This window comes from Paraburkholderia madseniana (genome assembly GCF_009690905.1).
GTDB classification, from domain to species: Bacteria; Pseudomonadota; Gammaproteobacteria; order Burkholderiales; family Burkholderiaceae; genus Paraburkholderia; species Paraburkholderia madseniana.
Map to the genome: position 1 here is coordinate 19,473 of NZ_VOSW01000045.1, position 15,734 is coordinate 35,206.

Genomic DNA, 15,734 nt, shown 5'->3' on the forward strand with positions numbered 1-15,734 from the left:
ACCTTGGCCTTTCAATCGACTTTTCCTTTCGAAACGTCCGCGGCGCGCGCGGACGCTTCGTCCTTATTGCGGCTGTTGCCGGCCTACGAAGGACATTGGGACGAGTTACGCGACGCCTCGGGCGTGTTGCGCGAGCCGTGGCGGCAGTTCTTCGAGCGGCTCGGCGAAGACGGCATCGCGCGATTGGAGGATCACCGCGCGTCGATCGCGCAGCAGATCCGCGACAACGACATCAGCTACAACGTCTACGCGGATAACGGCGAGCCGCGGCCGTGGGCGCTCGACCTGCTGCCGTTCCTGATCAGCGAGGCGGAGTGGGCGCATATCGAGCGTGGCGTGACGCAGCGCGCGCATCTGCTCAATGCCATCGTCGCCGATATTTATGGGCCGCAGACCTTGCTCGATCGGGGGCAGTTGCCGCCCGCGCTGGTGTTCGGGCATCCGGGTTACCTGCGCTCCGTGAAGGGCTTCACACCGCCTGGCGGGCAATATCTGCAGGTGGTTGCCGTCGATCTGGCGCGTACGCCTGGCGGCAACTGGACGGTCATGGCGCATCGCACCGAGGCGCCATCCGGCCTGGGTTATGCACTGGAAAACCGGCTGATCGTGTCGACGCTGTTCGCCGAACCGTTCCGCGCGATGCGCGTAAGCCGCCTCGCCCCGACCTATTCGCAACTGATCGCGACGCTTGCGCAGGCTGCTCAGGCCACCATGGCGCACGACAGTTCGGGCGCCGATGGTTTGCCGCATATCGCGTTGCTCACACCTGGACCGTTTAGCGAAACCTACTTCGAGCACGTGTTTCTCGCGCGCTATCTCGGCGTCACGCTGGTCGAAGGCAAAGACCTGACCGTGCGTGACGACATGCTGTATCTGAAGACGCTCGCCGGTCTCGAACGCGTGCATGTCGTGTTGCGGCGTCTGGACGATGCGTTCTGCGATCCGGTCGAACTGCGCGCGGATTCGAGCATCGGCGTGCCGGGCCTGTTGCAGGTGATGCGTGCGGGCAATGTGATCGTGTCGAACGTGCCGGGTTCGGGCTTTGTCGAATCGCCTGCTTTGCATGGCTTTTTGCCGGGCATCGCCGAAGTTTTACTCGACGAAGACCTCGTGCTGCCGAGCGTGGCCACCTGGTGGTGCGGCGAAAAGGCGGCGCGCGTTCACGCATTCGGGCGTCTGGACGAAGCGTTCATCGTACCGACCTGGCCGGTCGCGGCACGCGATGCGCCACCCGGGATCGAGCAGGGCAGGCAACGGCTGTCGACATGGCGTGAACGCATCGAAGCGATGCCCGATGCCTATACGATCCAGCAGCCGCAGCGCTTTTCCTGCACGCCGCGTTATGAGGACGGTACCATTGGCCGCCGTCCGTCGGTGCTGCGTGTCTATGCGATTGCCGACGTCAACGGTGGCTGGCACGTGATGCCAGGCGGTTTCACGCGGATGGCCGCCGAGCGCCAGGCGACGGTGTCGATGCAGTACGGCGGCAGTAGCGTCGACACGTGGGTGCTGTCGAGTCAGCCGACGTCGACCTTCACGCTGCTGCCCTCGCCGATGCAACCCGCCGACCTCGCGCGCAAGCATCGCACCGTGTCGAGCCGCGCGGCGGAAAACCTGTTCTGGGCCGGACGTTATGGCGAACGCGCCGAAAACAATGTGCGGCTGTTGCGCCTGATTCTCGGCTCGCTGGAAGGCAACGACGCCGACGCGATGTTCCCCACGCTGGTCGAGCTCGCCATGCATTGCGGTCTCGTGCAGTCCGGCGACATGTTTGCGCCGAACTCGCCGCAAGTGTTCGAGCGCGCGTTGGTCGCGAATCTGAGCGAGAGCACTGGCCCCACGAGCATTGGCCAGAACCTCGCGTGGCAAGCACGTTCGAACGGCGAAGTGCGTGGGCGTTTGTCGAACGATCACTGGCGCACGATTCTCGCGGCGCGCAACGACTTCCGCGATGCATTGCAGACGTTGATGCCGGCTGCGGGGGGCAACGGCAATGGCAATGGTGGTGGTAACGGTAACGGCAGTGGTAGTGGTTCATCGCAGGGCGGCGCGAATGGTAACGGTCGCGCTGAGCGCAGCGAACGCTACGATCGTTATGACCGTGTGACACTGATGAACGCGCTTGAACGTTTGTCGGTGCAGCTATCGGCGATCAGCGGTGCGCAAGGCGACCGCATGACGCGCGACGAAGCGTGGCGTCTGCTATTCGTCGGGCGGCACATCGAACGCGTGTCGGCGATGACGTCTTTCCTGCGGGTGGTCGCCGATAACGGCCAGCTCTCGACACCCGCCGGGTTCGATCTGCTGCTGCAATTGTTCGACAGCACGCTGACCTATCGCTCGCTGTATCCGGGCCGTTTCGAAGTACCCGCCTTGCTCGATCTGCTGGTGATCGAGCCCACTAATCCGCGCGGCGTCTATGGCGTCTATGAGCGTCTGCGCAAGAAGCTCGACGAGATCGCCGTGGCGGCGGGCAGCATGCGGCATCGTCCGTTTGCGGAATTGATGCCGCCAGCCGCTTCCTTGCCGGCACTCGAATCGCTGTGCGCCATCGACGAAGACGATTCATACGCCGACCTGATTGCGGTGTGCGATCAGATTGGCGGCTATGTCGGCGCGGCGGCGCATGAGATCAGCGCGCGCTATTTCAGCCATGCCAGTACGGTGGCCTCGCAGGTGTGGTCATGAAGCACGCGCCGACCGTCTTATCCGTCTCGCATCGCACGACCTACCACTACTCCACGTATGTGGAGACCGCCCAGCATCTCGCGACGATCCGTCCGATCGCCTGTGCGTGGCAGCGCGTGGTCTCGCACAGCGAAAAGATCGAACCGGAACCGTCGTATCAGACCAGCCGTCTCGACGCATTCGGCAACGACGTCCTGTACTTCGCGCTGGACGCCCGGCACGAGCGCCTGCAACTCGTCAGCGAAACCACCGTGGCGCTCATGCCTCGGTGGACCGACCTCGACCCCGATGAAACGCCGGAATGGGAGTGCGTGGCGGACGAGTTGCGGTTTTGGGTCGGCGGCGAGTTCCGGCCCGAGGTGGAGTTCTGCTTTGCATCGCCGAACATCGTGCCGCGCCCGTCGTTGCGCGCTTATGCGCTGCCGAGCTTTCCGCCCGGCATGCCGATCGTGGCGGGAGCGATCGATCTGATGCACCGGATTCACGAAGACTTCGCGTACAAACCTTCGGCGACGATGTTCGACACGCCCGCCGAACGCGCCTTCGAATTGAAGAGCGGGGTATGCCAGGACTTTGCGCAGGTGATGATCGGCTGTTTGCGCTCGCTGGGTTTGCCGGCGCGCTACGTGAGCGGTTATCTGCGCAACGATCCGCCGCCTGGGCAGCCGCGGTTGATCGGTGCGGATGCCTCGCATGCATGGGTGTCCGTGTATTGCCCGGAGAGTGGCTGGATCGATCTCGATCCCACCAACGACGTACTCGCCGACATGGACCACGTGACGCTCGCAATTGGGCGCGATTACAGCGACGTGTCCTTGCTGCGCGGGATGATCCTGGGGGGCGGGGCGCATCGGGTTGAGGTCGGCGTGACGGTGCTCGCGCTCTAGGCTGCGGCTTTTACCGGCCGCTTCTACTCGCTTTACCCCTTCAGCAAGCCACTTTCTAGTTGGGCGAATCCGCTCGACGTGCCGCGCGTTCGCTGCGGCACGCTCTTTTATCTCGCTTTCGGGGAAAACCCTCTCTTCTCATTCCCACTCGTCGGGAATCCAATTTTTGAAATCCGAGAATGTTCTGGCATTCTGATTCCGTTATTCATTGTGGGTAGTTTTCATCGTGAACGCGGAACAGGGTGTGACAGGGGCTGAACGGGTGCTGCTGGTGCTGGCGGCGCTCGCCAGTCATGGCAAGGCCATGTCGGTCAAGGATCTGCTCGCTGTCACCGGTCTCGCGCAAAGCACGCTGTACCGGCAAATCGCGCTGCTCAAGCGCTGGGGTTTCGTCGCTGAAAACGCGGGCCATTACGCGCCGGGTCCGATCAGCCTGCAACTCGCGCTCGGCTTCGACGTGAATTCGCTGCTCGTCGAAGCGAGCCGTGCGGAGATGCAGCAACTGGCACGCGCGTCGCAGGAAAGCATCGGGCTGGTGGTCGCGGTCAAGCATCAGGTGATGTGCCTGGAAATGGTCGACAGCCAGCACTCATTGCGCTGCTCGTTCGAAAAAGGCCGCGCCGTACCGCTGAAAGCCGGCGCCTCTGCGAAATCGCTGCTGGCATTCATGGCCGACAAGGCGCGTACCGAAGTGCTCGATAACCTGTTCGACGACGACCCCGCCGGCCGTGCCGCGATCGAAGCCGAACTCGAACAGATTCGCGCTCAGGGCTATGCCGTCAGCGACAGCGAAGTCGATCCGGGCGTGTGGGGCGTGAGCGCCCCGATATTTCATCGCAGCGGACGCGGTGCCGGAAGCAGCGCGTCGATCACGCTGATGGCGCCGTCCACGCGCGCCATCGGCCGCGAAAGCCAATTCATCGACGGGACGCTACGTACGGCCCGCGCTATTTCCGAGCATATGCAAACCGATTGATCGGGCAGGGCCGCTCGCGGCCGTATTCGATCTGGATACCGAACGAACTGAACAAACTGAACAAACTGAACGAACCGAACAAACCACAAGGAGCCCTCCCATGAAACTGAATCGACTGTTGTCCCTCGCATGCGTCACGTTTGCGGTGACGTTTGCCGGCTTTTCCGGCGCGGCTTCCGCACAAACGCCGGACGTGCTGAACGTCGCCACCGACGCAACCTTCCCGCCGATGGAGTACACCGAAAACGGCGCGCGCACCGGCTTCGACGTCGACATGATGAATGCGCTCGCGAAAGCGATGGGCAAACGCGTGCAATGGACCGATATCGACTTCAAAGGCTTGATTCCGGGCTTGATCGCGCATCGTTTCGACGTGGCAATTTCCGGCATCTACATCACCGATGAGCGCGCGAAAGTGGTCGACTTCACCGATTCGTACTACGCCGGTGGCCTTGTCGCGCTGGTGAAAAGCGATTCGCCGATCAAGTCAGTCGCCGACCTGAACGGCAAGAAAGTCTCGGTCCAGGTGGGCACGAAGTCGGTCAACTTCCTGCGCGACAACTATCCGCAAATCAACCGTGTCGAAGTCGAGAAGAATCAGGAGATGTTCGACCTGGTGGGCATCGGCCGTGCTGACGCAGCCGTGACCGGCAAGCCGGCCGCCTATCAGCTAGTGAAGACGCGCGGCGGTTTCCGCGTGCTCGATAAGCCGCTGACGACCGAAGCCTACGGTATCGCCGTGCGCAAGGACGAACCGCAACTGAAGGCGGCATTCAACTCGGCACTGGCGAAGATCAAGGCCGACGGCACGTACGCGGCGATCGTCAAGAAGTGGTTCGGCGCCACCGCGCAATAACCGGCTGAGCGGACACAATGGAACTCGACTTTTCGCCGGTGATTACCGGCTGGCCGGACATCATGCATGGCGCGCTGGTGACGGTCGAAGTGACCGCCGCCGCGCTCGCGCTGAGCTGCGTGCTGGGCCTGCTGATCGGTATCGGCCGGCTCACGCCGAAGCGGCGCATCGTGTACGGCTTCTGTACGGCGTACCTCACGTTCTTCCGCGGCACGCCGTTGCTCGTGCAACTTTTCCTGCTGTTCTTCGGCTTGCCGCAATTCGGCATTCTGTTGCCGGCTTTTGTGTGCGGGATGCTGGGGCTTGGCCTGTATTCGGCGGCTTATGTGTCGGAGATCGTGCGCGGTGCGATTCAGTCGGTGGATCGCGGGCAAATGGAAGCGGCGCGTTCGATCGGCATGTCGTCGGGGCAGGCCATGCGCGCAATCATTCTGCCGCAGGCGATCGTGCGGATGATTCCGCCGCTCGGCAACGAGTTCATCGCGTTGATCAAGAACTCGGCGCTGGTGTCGCTGCTGACGATCGACGATCTGATGCATGAAGGCCAGAAGATCATCAGCGTGTCGTACCGTTCGCTCGAAGTGTATCTGGCCATCGCGCTGGTGTATCTGGTGTTGACACAGGTGACGAATTACGCGCTGCATCGTGTGGAGCGCCGCTTGCGTGCAGGAGGGATGGTGCAATGAATACCGTGGCCAAAGTGGATGGACCTATCGTCAGCATTCGTGGGCTGACCAAATCGTTCGGTTCGCATACCGTGCTCAACGGCATCGACTTCGACATTCAGCCGCAGCAGGTGGTGGTCGTGATCGGGCCAAGCGGCTCGGGCAAGAGTACTTTCCTGCGATGCTGCAACGGGCTTGAACAGGCCGAAGGCGGCACGATCGATATCTGCGGGCATCGGCTGGTCGATCATGGGGCGATGCTCAAGGAGCGCTCGCTGAATGCGCTCCGTACCGAAGTGGGCATGGTGTTTCAGTCGTTCAATCTGTTTCCGCATCTGTCCGTGCTGCATAACATCACGGTCGGTCCGCGGATGTTGCGTGGCGCCAGCAAGGCCGAGGCCGAAGCGGCTGCAACTGCATTGCTGGAAAAGGTTGGCCTCGCTCACAAGGCGCATGTGATGCCCGCGAGTTTGTCGGGCGGTCAGAAGCAGCGAGTTGCAATTGCTCGCGCGTTGGCGATGCAGCCGCGCGTGATGCTGTTCGACGAGCCTACTTCCGCGCTCGATCCCGAGCTGGTCGGCGAAGTGCTGCAAGTGATGAAGCTGCTCGCGAGCGAAGGCATGACGATGGTCGTCGTCACGCACGAAATGGGTTTCGCGAAGGAAGTCGCCGACGTCGTGGTGGTGATGGACGGCGGCGTAATCGTCGAGGCGGGGCCGCCTGCTGAGATTTTCTCGGCGCCGTCGCAGCCGCGCACACGCGCTTTCCTGCAGGCGGTGTTGTCGCGCGCATGAGAGTTCCATTCGATGGCAAGGTGTGGAGCGGCCGTTCCGATGATGGGGAGCCCGGCGACACCCGGCGTATTTTCAATCAGGTGGTGCCGTTCGGCGGTGCGGCACAGCGTGGGGATATTTTTCGTGGCGCGCCGTGCATTGAAAGCGATGCGTCGGTGATCGTCGGCTTTGGTTCCGACGAAGGTGTGCGGCGCAATCAAGGGCGTATCGGCGCGGCACATGCGCCGAAGGAATTGCGCCGTGTGCTGGCGGGATTGCCCGCGAAAACGTCGATGGCGTCGCTCGCCGATGCGGGTGATGTGGTGTGCGACGACGGCGACCTCGAAGGCGCACAGGCGGAACTCGCGAACGTAGTGAGCGACGTGCTCGCGAGCGGCGGCCGGCCATTGGTGTTCGGCGGCGGGCATGAAGTTGCGTGGGGTACGTATAGCGGTTTTCGCTTGCATCAGGACCGCGTGGATGGGGCTCGAGCTGACGCCGTGGCAGCCGCAGCCCGCAAGCTACTCATCATCAACTTCGACGCCCACTTCGATCTGCGTCAGAAGCGGCCGGCCAATTCAGGCACGCCGTTCGATCAGATCGCGAACGACTGTGCCGAGCGGGGCGTGCCGTTCAACTACACCTGCTTCGGCATCAGCGATCTGGGCAACACCGCTTCGCTGTTCGCGCATGCGGAGGAACTCGGCGTGCGCTACGTGCTCGACGTCGACATGCAGGAACCGCAATTGCCGCAGCGTCTGGACGACCTCCAGCAATTGCTGGATTCAGCGGACGACGTCTATCTGACCATCGATCTCGACGTGCTCCCGGCCGCTACCGCGCCGGGTGTATCGGCGCCTGCCGCGTTGGGCGCGCCCTTGTCGGTAGTCGAAGCGATGGTGCAGCGCGTGCGTGCTTCGGGCAAGCTGCGTGCGGCGGATATCGCGGAGTACAACCCGTCGCTCGATCAGGATAAGCGCACGGCGAGGGCGGCGGCGCGGTTGGCGTATCGGTTGCTTTGACGCACCCTTACTCCACGAGCGCCCCAATCGACAGGAACGGATTCACGTTGCCGGCATAGTTCGCCGAATCGTCGGTCATGTTTGGCTGATTAGTCCCTTTCAATAGCAGACCGTAAACCTCCCTGTCGAATCCTGCGAGGTACCTACAGAGCGAAAGTGAACTTGACATAGTGCGTATGCACATATACACTGCGCAGCATGACCCGTCCTCTCTCTTACGACGAATGCAACTGTTTCGCGCTGCGCCAGGCGGCCCGGCACGTCACGCAAATCTACGAACGCCATCTCGGCGAAGTAGGGCTGACGGCCGCGCAGTTCACGATTCTCGCCAAGCTCGCGCGCACGCCGAACCTGCCGATGGTGGACCTCGCGGACGCCATGGTCATGGAGCGCACCACGCTGGTTCGCGCCATGAAACCGTTGCAGCGTGACGGGCTGGTGGTCGCTGAATCGGCGGAGCATGACGGCCGCACGTTTCTGTTCAGTCTCACGGAGAAGGGCGAAACGACCTTCGATCAGGCGGCAATCGCATGGCGTGCCGCGCAGGACGAGTTCGAGGAAAAGTTCGGCCACGCACGTGCCAAGGCGCTGCGCTCCGAGCTTTTCAGCATCACCGGATAAACAACGCGTATGAGCTCGTTCCGACGAGCTTTTTTACGCCTGATTATGTGCATACGCACTCACGAAAAGGAAGCGCAGCGATGGACGGGCTTTTCGACGACGACTGCTTTGCGATCCGCCAGGCCGCTCGCTATGTGTCGCAGATTTACGACCGTCACCTGGAAAATGTCGGCCTAACCATCACGCAGTTTTCGCTGATGGGGCGCTTGAAGCGCGTGGGTCCGATGACCATGAAGCAACTGGCGGAAGCTATGCGCATGCAGCGCACCACGCTGGTCCGCACGATCCAGCCGCTGCGGCGCAACGGACTGGTGTCGAGCGAGACGCTTGGGGCGGATGTGCGGGCGTTGTCGATTGCACTGACGGCCGCCGGCGAGGAGCGTTTGCAAGCCGGTCGCAAGCATTGGCATGCGGCGCAAGCCGAATTCGAGGATCGCTTCGGCGAGCAGCGCGCGGCGGCATTGCGTACGGAGTTGTTCGCCATCACAAAAGACCCCGTTTGAATCTGCCCCGCGTGAAGCGGGTCAAGTCCGGCGCAGCGCAACGCGCTTTTTTTCAAGCTTAACGAGTGCATACACACATACAGCCATCATGTCCACTACACCCTCGACTATTGCACCGCCCAGCGTGGCGAACGCCGCCAAACCGGCACGGCGCATTCCGTGGATGCTGCTCGCGGTCATCACAGTGCTTGCGGTGCTGGCACTTGCGGCGTCGTACTGGTTCTTCGTCGGCCGCTTTGTCGAAACGACGGACGATGCCTACGTCGGCGGTGATGTAACCGTGATGTCGCCGAAAGTGAACGGCTTCGTCACGGACGTGCTGGTGCGGGACAATCAGTTCGTCCATGCGAACCAGGTGCTGATCCGGCTCGATGCACGCGATTACGACGCTCGTCTCGCGCAGGCGAGTGCGGAAGTTGAGAGCGCGCAGGCGGCTGTCACCGAGTTGCAGGCGAAGAAGTCCCTGCAGCTTGCCACCATCAACGAGCAGGCAGCCGAAGTTCGCGCGTCCGGCGCCGAGTTGACGCGCAGCACCGCCGATCAGACGCGCTATCGCCAACTGGTGAAGGACGATGCGGTATCGAACCAGGTCGTGGAACGCGCTGATGCCGATCTGACCAAGGCGCATGCCGCGGTCGACCGCAGCAGCGCGGCCTTGATCGCGGCGCAACGGCAGATCGCCGTGCTCGACGCGCAGATCGGCGACGCAGAGGCGCGCATCGCCACTGCACAGGCGGCGCAACGGGTCGCGGCATTGAATGTGGAGTACACCACGATCCGCTCGCCGATCGACGGTTATGTCGGCAATCGCACCGCGCGCGTCGGCTTGCTGGCGAATATTGGCGTGTCGCTGCTGACCGTGGTGCCATCAAGCGGACTGTGGATCGACGCCAACTTCAAGGAAGACCAGTTGAAGAAGATGCACGTTGGCGACGGTGTCGATGTCGATCTCGATGCGTCGAGCAAACGGATTCACGGCGTCGTCGAAAGTCTCGCGCCGGCGACCGGTGCGACCTTCAGCGTACTGCCGGCGGAAAACGCGACGGGCAACTTTACGAAGATCGTGCAGCGCGTGCCGGTGCGCGTGCGCCTCGAGGTGCCGAAGGATATGCAAGGCGTGCTGCGCCCTGGCCTATCGGCGACGGTGAAAGTGCATCTCGACGCTGCTCACGGTTAAACGATCATGACTCAGGTCCTTGCCAATCCCGCCGACCTGCCGACGCGCACCAAAGTGTTCGCGTTCGTGCTGATGTGCCTCGGTTTTTTCATGGCGACACTCGATATCCAGATCGTGGCGTCCTCGCTCAAGGATATCGGCGGCGGCTTGTCCGCGAGTCAGGACGAGCTCTCGTGGGTGCAGACCGCGTATCTGATCGCGGAGATTCTCGTGATTCCGATGTCCGGTTGGCTCACACGTGTGTTCTCGACGCGCTGGGTGTTCGCATTTTCCGCGCTGGGCTTTACGGTCACCAGTATGCTGTGCGGCCTTGCATGGGACATCAACTCGATGATCCTGTTTCGCGGTCTGCAGGGCGCGCTCGGCGCCGCGATGATTCCGACCGTGTTCACGACGGCATTCGTGCTGTTCCCCGGCAAGCAGCGCCTGATTGCGTCCACCACCATCAGCGCGCTCGCCACGCTCGCACCGACGGTCGGCCCGGTGATCGGCGGCTGGATCACATCGCAGTGGTCGTGGCACTGGCTGTTCTATCTGAACCTCGTGCCGGGTCTCGCCGTCACGCTGTTGGTGCCGAAGTACGTGCACTTCGACAACGTCGATCTCTCACTGCTGAAAAAGGGCGACTATCTCGGCATCCTGTTGATGTCCGGTTTTCTCGGGTGCCTGGAATACGTCCTGGAAGAAGGGCCGCGCAAGAACTGGTTCGGCGACGACGTGATCCTGACGTGTACCTGGATAGCGGCGATCTGCGGATTCCTGTTCATCGTGCACGCGTTCACCGCAAAAGAGCCGATCGTCGATTTGCGCGCACTGGCGATCCGCAACTTCGGCATTGGCAGTCTGCTGTCCTTCATCACAGGGATCGGGATTTTCTGCGCGGTGTTCCTGACGCCCGTGTTCCTGTCACGTGTGCGTGGCTTCGATTCACTGCAGATCGGTGTGGCGTTGCTGTCGGTCGGGTGTTTTCAGTTGCTCGCGATGGTGGCCTATTCGATAGTCGCGCGCTTTATCGACATGCGGGTGCTGATGGTGTTCGGCCTGGTGCTGTTCGGTGTTGGCTGTTATCTCTACGTGCCGCTGACCAATCAGTGGGGCTGGCAGGAGTTGCTGATCCCGCAGGCGTTGCGCGGCATTGGCCAGCAGTTCTGCATTCCGCCCATCGTCACGATGGCGCTCGGTTCATTGCCGATGTCGAGGCTTCGATCCGCCAGCGGTCTCTTCAATCTGATGCGCAATCTCGGCGGCGCGATTGGCATTGCCGTGAGCAGCACGATGCTCAACGATCGTTTGAATCTCCACTACGAGCGGCTCGACGAGCATTTGAGCGCGGGCCGTCCGGTGATCGAGTCGGTGTTGCAGCAGCAAAGCGCGCACTTCGCGGCAGTCGGCGGCGATGCGCTGAATGCGGCCAACGCGGGCCTCGGGGCGTTGCATTCGGTTCTGATGCGCGAAGCGCTCGTGCTCACGTTCTCCGACACGTTCTTTGCGCTGTCGCTCTGTTTCGTCGTCGGTTTGTTGAGCGTGCTGTTCTCGCGCCCGTTTGGCAATACCGCGCCGCCGCCCGATGCTCATTGAGGAACTCAGCATGAAACCAATCGTTATGAAAGTACTCGCGAGCGCGGCACTGCTGACACTGGCGGCATGCGCGGTGCAGCCTGAAAAGCATGCGGACCTGCAGCACACGGTTCAGACCGTTGCACCGACCGCGTGGAATGTCGATGCCCCTCAAGACAGCATCAACGCCAACACGTGGTGGGCGCAATTCGGCGATCCTGTCATGCATCAGCTGGTGGAGTCGGTGCTCACGGGCAATCTCGATGTGCAGGCCGCGGTGGAACGCGTCAAGCAGGCGCAGGATCTCGCGAAGCAAAATCGGGCGGCCTTGCTGCCTGAATTGAACGCTAGCGCGACCGCATCCGATTCTCGCCAGAACACGCCGCCACCGCTCGGCTATGTGCGTCAGGCCGGCGTCGGCGTGACGGCGAGCTGGACGCCGGACGTTTTCGGCGGCGAACGTCTTGCTGTTCTCGCAGCCGAGGCGCAAGTGTCGGGTCGGCAGGCGGCCTTGAATCAACTGCGCCTGGCACTCGCGGCAAACACAGCCGCGGCGTATATCGATCTGCGCTGGGCGCAATCGCAATTGCAGATTCTCAGCGACAACGAACAGATCCGCGCCCGCGCCCTGAAACTCACGCAGGAGCGTTTGCATTACGGACTGTCGACGCAACTCGACGTCGCCCGTGCTCAGAATCAGTTGGAGGATTTGCAGGCACAGATCCCGCGTATCCAGTCGGCCGTGCAGCATCAACTGAGTCTGATCGCGGTGTATTCGGGGCGCACGCCGGAGAGCGTCGATGGCTTGCTGCTCGCTAACGCTCGCGACATTCCAGTGCCCGCGCAAAGCGTACCGCAGATGCTGCCTTCGGAAGCGCTGTTGCAGCGCCCGGACGTGCGCAATGCCTACGCCACGGTCGAACAGCGCGCCGCGGAAGTGGGGGTGTCAAAAGCGCAGCGCTATCCGCAGTTCAGGCTCAATCTTGCCGATGGTCTGCTGGCCTCGTCGTATCTCGGCTTGCCGACGCTGACCGATAACCTCTTCAGCGCCGCGTTGAACGCAACGAGTCCGATCTTCAACGCCGGCCGCATTACCGCGAATATTGATGCGAGCGAGAGCCGGATGCGCGAATCGCAACTCGGCCTGCAGCAAACCATGCTGCAAGCGCTCAAGGAAATCGAGGACAACCGCAGCGACCTGGTGAGCGGCGCAGTGCAGGTGCAACGCCTGGGCGGCGCGCTCGATGCGTCGAACCACGCGCTGCGTCTGTCGAGTGAACTCTACAAGGGCGGCGCGACGGACTTCCTCGATGTGCTCACTGCGCAGGAGGCGTATCTGCGCGATGCGGAATCGTTGAATCAGGCCAAACGCGAGCATGCGCTCGCAGCGGTCGCGCTGTACCGCTCGCTCGGCGGCGGCTGGGATGTCCCCGAAACGGTCACGGCCGCATCGGCGAATTGATGCGCGTGGATGTGGCGTTGAAAGTAGTAGTCCAACTGGAGATGAATGATGAGTACGCGTGAAGTAGTGATCTGCAATCCGGTGAGAACGCCGATCGGCGCATTCGGCGGATCGTTGAAAGAAGTATCCGCGACGGAACTCGGCGCGGTCGCGGTACGTGAGACGCTGCGGCGCAGCGGCCTCGATCCGGCCGCGTTGGCCTCGGTGGTGCTGGGCAACGTGATTCAGGCCGGCAACCGGATGAATCCGGCGCGTCAGGCGTCGATTGGCGGCGGCGTGCCGGTGGCGGTGCCGGCGTTGACGGTCAATCGTGTGTGCGGGTCGGGCGCGCAGGCGATTGCGTCCGCGGCCCAGGAAATCTGGCTTGGTCTCGGCGATGCAGCCGTGGCCGGCGGCATGGAAAACATGGACCGCGCGCCGTATCTGCTCGACGGCGGCCGCTGGGGCTATCGGATGGGCAACGCGCAAATCCACGACAGCCTGCTGCGCGACGGCCTGAATGACGCGTTTTCCGGCGAGCATTCCGGCTGGCATACCGAAGACCTCGTCACGCAGTTTGACCTCACGCGCGAAACGCAGGACCGTTGGGCCGCGCGTTCGCAACAGCGTTTTGCCGAAGCGCAGGCGCGCGGCGATTTCGACGCCGAACTGGTCGCCGTGGAAATTCCGGGGCGCAAAGGCCCGCAGCATTTTACGAGCGATGAACAGCCGCGCCCGGATACCACGGTCGAAACGCTGGCCAAACTGCGTCCGGCATTCCGTCCGGACGGCACGATTACCGCAGGCAATGCGCCGGGCTTGAACAGCGGCGCGGCAGCCATGCTGGTCGCTGAACGTGGGTTCGCCGAGGCGCGCGGCATCGAACCGTTCGCGCGGTTGGTGGCGTTTGGCGTCGCGGCCGTCGAGCCGGGCATGTTCGGCCTCGGTCCGGTGCCGGCCGTGCAAATGGCCCTGGCTCGCGCGGGTTGGCAACTCGATGACGTCGAACGCTTCGAGATCAATGAAGCCTTCGCTGCCGTGCCGATCGCCGTGGCGCGCAGACTCGGCATCGCGGATGAACTGATCAACGTGCAAGGCGGCGCGATCGCGCACGGTCATCCAATCGGCGCGACCGGTGCGGTATTGACTACCCGCCTGTTGCATTCGATGCGCCGCGACGGCCTGAAACGCGGCATCGTCACGTTGTGCATCGGCGGCGGGCAGGGGATTGCGCTGGCGTTGGAAGTGATCTGAGATCGGCTGCTGCTGCGGTGCATCGCGGTGCCACGAACCGCGATCGCGCCGCGGCGGCATCGGCTAGTGAAAGATCGGCAAAGCCATAAAGCCCTTGATGACGATCGCGTTAGCAATGTCGATAAAGAACGCGCCCACCATCGGGACCACCAGAAAGGCGAGATGCGAATGGCCGAAGCGGGCCGTAACGGCCTGCATATTCGCAATGGCCGTAGGCGTGGCGCCGAGGCCGAAGCCGCAATGACCGGCGGCGAGCACGACAGCGTCGTAGTTGCGGCCCATCACGCGGAATGTGACGAAGATCGCGTAGAGCGCCATCAACACGGTTTGCGCAACGAGAATCGAAACGACCGGCAGCGCCAGCGAGGCGAGGTCCCAGAGCTTGAGCGTCATCAATGCCATGGCGAGAAATAGCGCGAGGCTCACGTTGCCCAGCAGGGCGACGGCGTGATCGATAACAGGCTTGCCTGCGAGCCCGAGCATATTGCTTAGCAACACGCCCACGAACAGCACGCAGACAAAAGTGGGCAGTTCGATCGCCGTGCCGGCCAATACCTGTGAGAGCGCGTCGCCGGCCGCGAGGCTGATCGCGATCAGCGCCAGCGTCTCGATGAAGGCGGCCGGTGTGGTGGCTTGTTCCGCCTTCGGTTCTTCGAAGGCGAGCGGCGCTTCGGCGGCGCTGTCGGCATGGCTCTCTGCATGGTTTTCGGCGCGGGCGGCGTCCTTCCTGGCGACTTGCCGCATCAGCACGCGCGCGACCGGACCGCCGAGAATGCCGCCCATCACGAGGCCGAAAGTCGCGCAGGCAATCGCGGCCTCCGTGGCGGACTGAAGCCCGTGGTGTTCGGCGAATACCTTGCTCCATGCCGCGCCGGTGCCATGACCGCCGGACAATGTGATCGAACCGACCAGCAAACCGTACAGCGGATCGATGCCCAATACATAAGTGAGAGCGATGCCCACTGCATTCTGCAGTATCAACAGGCTGATCACGAGACCGAGAAAACGCAGCAGCAGCGGGCCGCCGGACTTGAGGCTGGCGAGGTTGGCGTTGAGGCCGATGGTCGCGAAGAAGGCGAGCATCAGCGGCGTTTGCAACGCTGTATCGAAGCGTACTTCGATGTGGCTCGTCGTGCGCAGGATCAACAGGACGATTGCCACAAGGAGCCCGCCGGCAACGGGTTCGGGAATCGTATAGCTGCGCAGCAGGGGGATCCATCCGACCAGCCGGTTGCCGAGCAGCAGAACCAGTGAAGCCGTGACGAGCGTTCCGTAGATACCGACGTTCATGGTCGACCTCGTTGAGCATGATTG

The 15,734-nt window shown here is 62.6% G+C and carries 14 protein-coding genes; 13 read left to right on the top strand and 1 reads right to left on the bottom strand.

What is annotated here, in order from left to right:
• The first annotated feature begins 3 nt into the window (after positions 1-3).
• From FSO04_RS23165 to FSO04_RS23225, 13 genes are all read left to right on the top strand, one after another.
• Positions 4-2,688, top strand: coding sequence for a circularly permuted type 2 ATP-grasp protein (locus tag FSO04_RS23165; RefSeq protein ID WP_154562851.1), 2,685 nt, complete (start codon positions 4-6; stop codon positions 2,686-2,688).
• Positions 2,685-3,575 carry a transglutaminase family protein gene (locus FSO04_RS23170; protein WP_154562853.1) on the top strand — a complete coding sequence of 297 codons (891 nt, stop codon included), beginning with the start codon at positions 2,685-2,687 and terminating at the stop codon, positions 3,573-3,575. The genes FSO04_RS23165 and FSO04_RS23170 overlap by 4 nt, the downstream gene beginning before the upstream one ends.
• 226 nt (positions 3,576-3,801) lie before the next feature.
• Complete coding sequence (locus FSO04_RS23175; protein WP_168435802.1) at positions 3,802-4,551, top strand: IclR family transcriptional regulator; 750 nt, start codon at positions 3,802-3,804, stop codon at positions 4,549-4,551.
• A 100-nt stretch (positions 4,552-4,651) separates the two neighbouring features.
• Entirely contained in the window at positions 4,652-5,407 is a 756-nt protein-coding gene (locus FSO04_RS23180) for a transporter substrate-binding domain-containing protein (RefSeq protein WP_154562857.1), read from the top strand.
• Positions 5,408-5,424: 17 nt separating this feature from the next.
• Entirely contained in the window at positions 5,425-6,093 is a 669-nt protein-coding gene (locus FSO04_RS23185; protein ID WP_154562859.1) for an amino acid ABC transporter permease, read from the top strand.
• Positions 6,090-6,866 carry an amino acid ABC transporter ATP-binding protein gene (locus tag FSO04_RS23190; protein WP_154562861.1) on the top strand — a complete coding sequence of 259 codons (777 nt, stop codon included), beginning with the start codon at positions 6,090-6,092 and terminating at the stop codon, positions 6,864-6,866. Before FSO04_RS23185 ends, FSO04_RS23190 begins: the two co-directional genes overlap by 4 nt.
• Complete coding sequence (gene hutG / locus FSO04_RS23195) at positions 6,863-7,867, top strand: formimidoylglutamase (protein WP_154562863.1); 1,005 nt, start codon at positions 6,863-6,865, stop codon at positions 7,865-7,867. The genes FSO04_RS23190 and hutG overlap by 4 nt, the downstream gene beginning before the upstream one ends.
• Before the next feature lie 198 nt (positions 7,868-8,065).
• Complete coding sequence (locus FSO04_RS23200) at positions 8,066-8,488, top strand: MarR family winged helix-turn-helix transcriptional regulator (protein WP_154562865.1); 423 nt, start codon at positions 8,066-8,068, stop codon at positions 8,486-8,488.
• A gap of 80 nt (positions 8,489-8,568) precedes the next feature.
• Positions 8,569-8,991: a MarR family winged helix-turn-helix transcriptional regulator gene (locus FSO04_RS23205; protein ID WP_097395805.1), complete on the top strand. Its 423-nt coding sequence runs from the start codon at positions 8,569-8,571 to the stop codon at positions 8,989-8,991.
• Between the two features lie 88 nt (positions 8,992-9,079).
• On the top strand, positions 9,080-10,168 hold the full coding sequence (locus FSO04_RS23210; protein WP_171927860.1) for an HlyD family secretion protein: 1,089 nt from the start codon (positions 9,080-9,082) through the stop codon (positions 10,166-10,168).
• A 6-nt stretch (positions 10,169-10,174) separates the two neighbouring features.
• Positions 10,175-11,746, top strand: coding sequence for a DHA2 family efflux MFS transporter permease subunit (locus FSO04_RS23215; protein WP_154562867.1), 1,572 nt, complete (start codon positions 10,175-10,177; stop codon positions 11,744-11,746).
• A gap of 10 nt (positions 11,747-11,756) precedes the next feature.
• Positions 11,757-13,187, top strand: coding sequence for an efflux transporter outer membrane subunit (locus FSO04_RS23220; RefSeq protein WP_154562869.1), 1,431 nt, complete (start codon positions 11,757-11,759; stop codon positions 13,185-13,187).
• Between the two features lie 48 nt (positions 13,188-13,235).
• The gene (locus FSO04_RS23225; RefSeq protein WP_154562871.1) at positions 13,236-14,420 is read left to right on the top strand and encodes a thiolase family protein; all 1,185 of its coding nucleotides are present in this window, start codon (positions 13,236-13,238) and stop codon (positions 14,418-14,420) included.
• Between the two features lie 63 nt (positions 14,421-14,483).
• Here the strand turns inward: FSO04_RS23225 and gltS are convergent, their stop codons facing one another.
• Positions 14,484-15,710, bottom strand: coding sequence for a sodium/glutamate symporter (gltS, locus tag FSO04_RS23230; protein WP_154562873.1), 1,227 nt, complete (start codon positions 15,708-15,710; stop codon positions 14,484-14,486).
• Positions 15,711-15,734: the final 24 nt, after the last annotated feature.

Coding starts and splice junctions, on each gene's coding strand:
- gltS (WP_154562873.1), bottom strand. CDS start 15,710: ATGAACGTCGGTATCTACGGAACGCTCGTCACGGCTTCACTGGTTCTG.
- FSO04_RS23210 (WP_171927860.1), top strand. CDS start 9,080: ATGTCCACTACACCCTCGACTATTGCACCGCCCAGCGTGGCGAACGCC.
- FSO04_RS23200 (WP_154562865.1), top strand. CDS start 8,066: ATGACCCGTCCTCTCTCTTACGACGAATGCAACTGTTTCGCGCTGCGC.
- FSO04_RS23215 (WP_154562867.1), top strand. CDS start 10,175: ATGACTCAGGTCCTTGCCAATCCCGCCGACCTGCCGACGCGCACCAAA.
- FSO04_RS23185 (WP_154562859.1), top strand. CDS start 5,425: ATGGAACTCGACTTTTCGCCGGTGATTACCGGCTGGCCGGACATCATG.
- FSO04_RS23205 (WP_097395805.1), top strand. CDS start 8,569: ATGGACGGGCTTTTCGACGACGACTGCTTTGCGATCCGCCAGGCCGCT.
- FSO04_RS23170 (WP_154562853.1), top strand. CDS start 2,685: ATGAAGCACGCGCCGACCGTCTTATCCGTCTCGCATCGCACGACCTAC.
- hutG (WP_154562863.1), top strand. CDS start 6,863: ATGAGAGTTCCATTCGATGGCAAGGTGTGGAGCGGCCGTTCCGATGAT.
- FSO04_RS23225 (WP_154562871.1), top strand. CDS start 13,236: ATGAGTACGCGTGAAGTAGTGATCTGCAATCCGGTGAGAACGCCGATC.
- FSO04_RS23180 (WP_154562857.1), top strand. CDS start 4,652: ATGAAACTGAATCGACTGTTGTCCCTCGCATGCGTCACGTTTGCGGTG.
- FSO04_RS23190 (WP_154562861.1), top strand. CDS start 6,090: ATGAATACCGTGGCCAAAGTGGATGGACCTATCGTCAGCATTCGTGGG.
- FSO04_RS23220 (WP_154562869.1), top strand. CDS start 11,757: ATGAAACCAATCGTTATGAAAGTACTCGCGAGCGCGGCACTGCTGACA.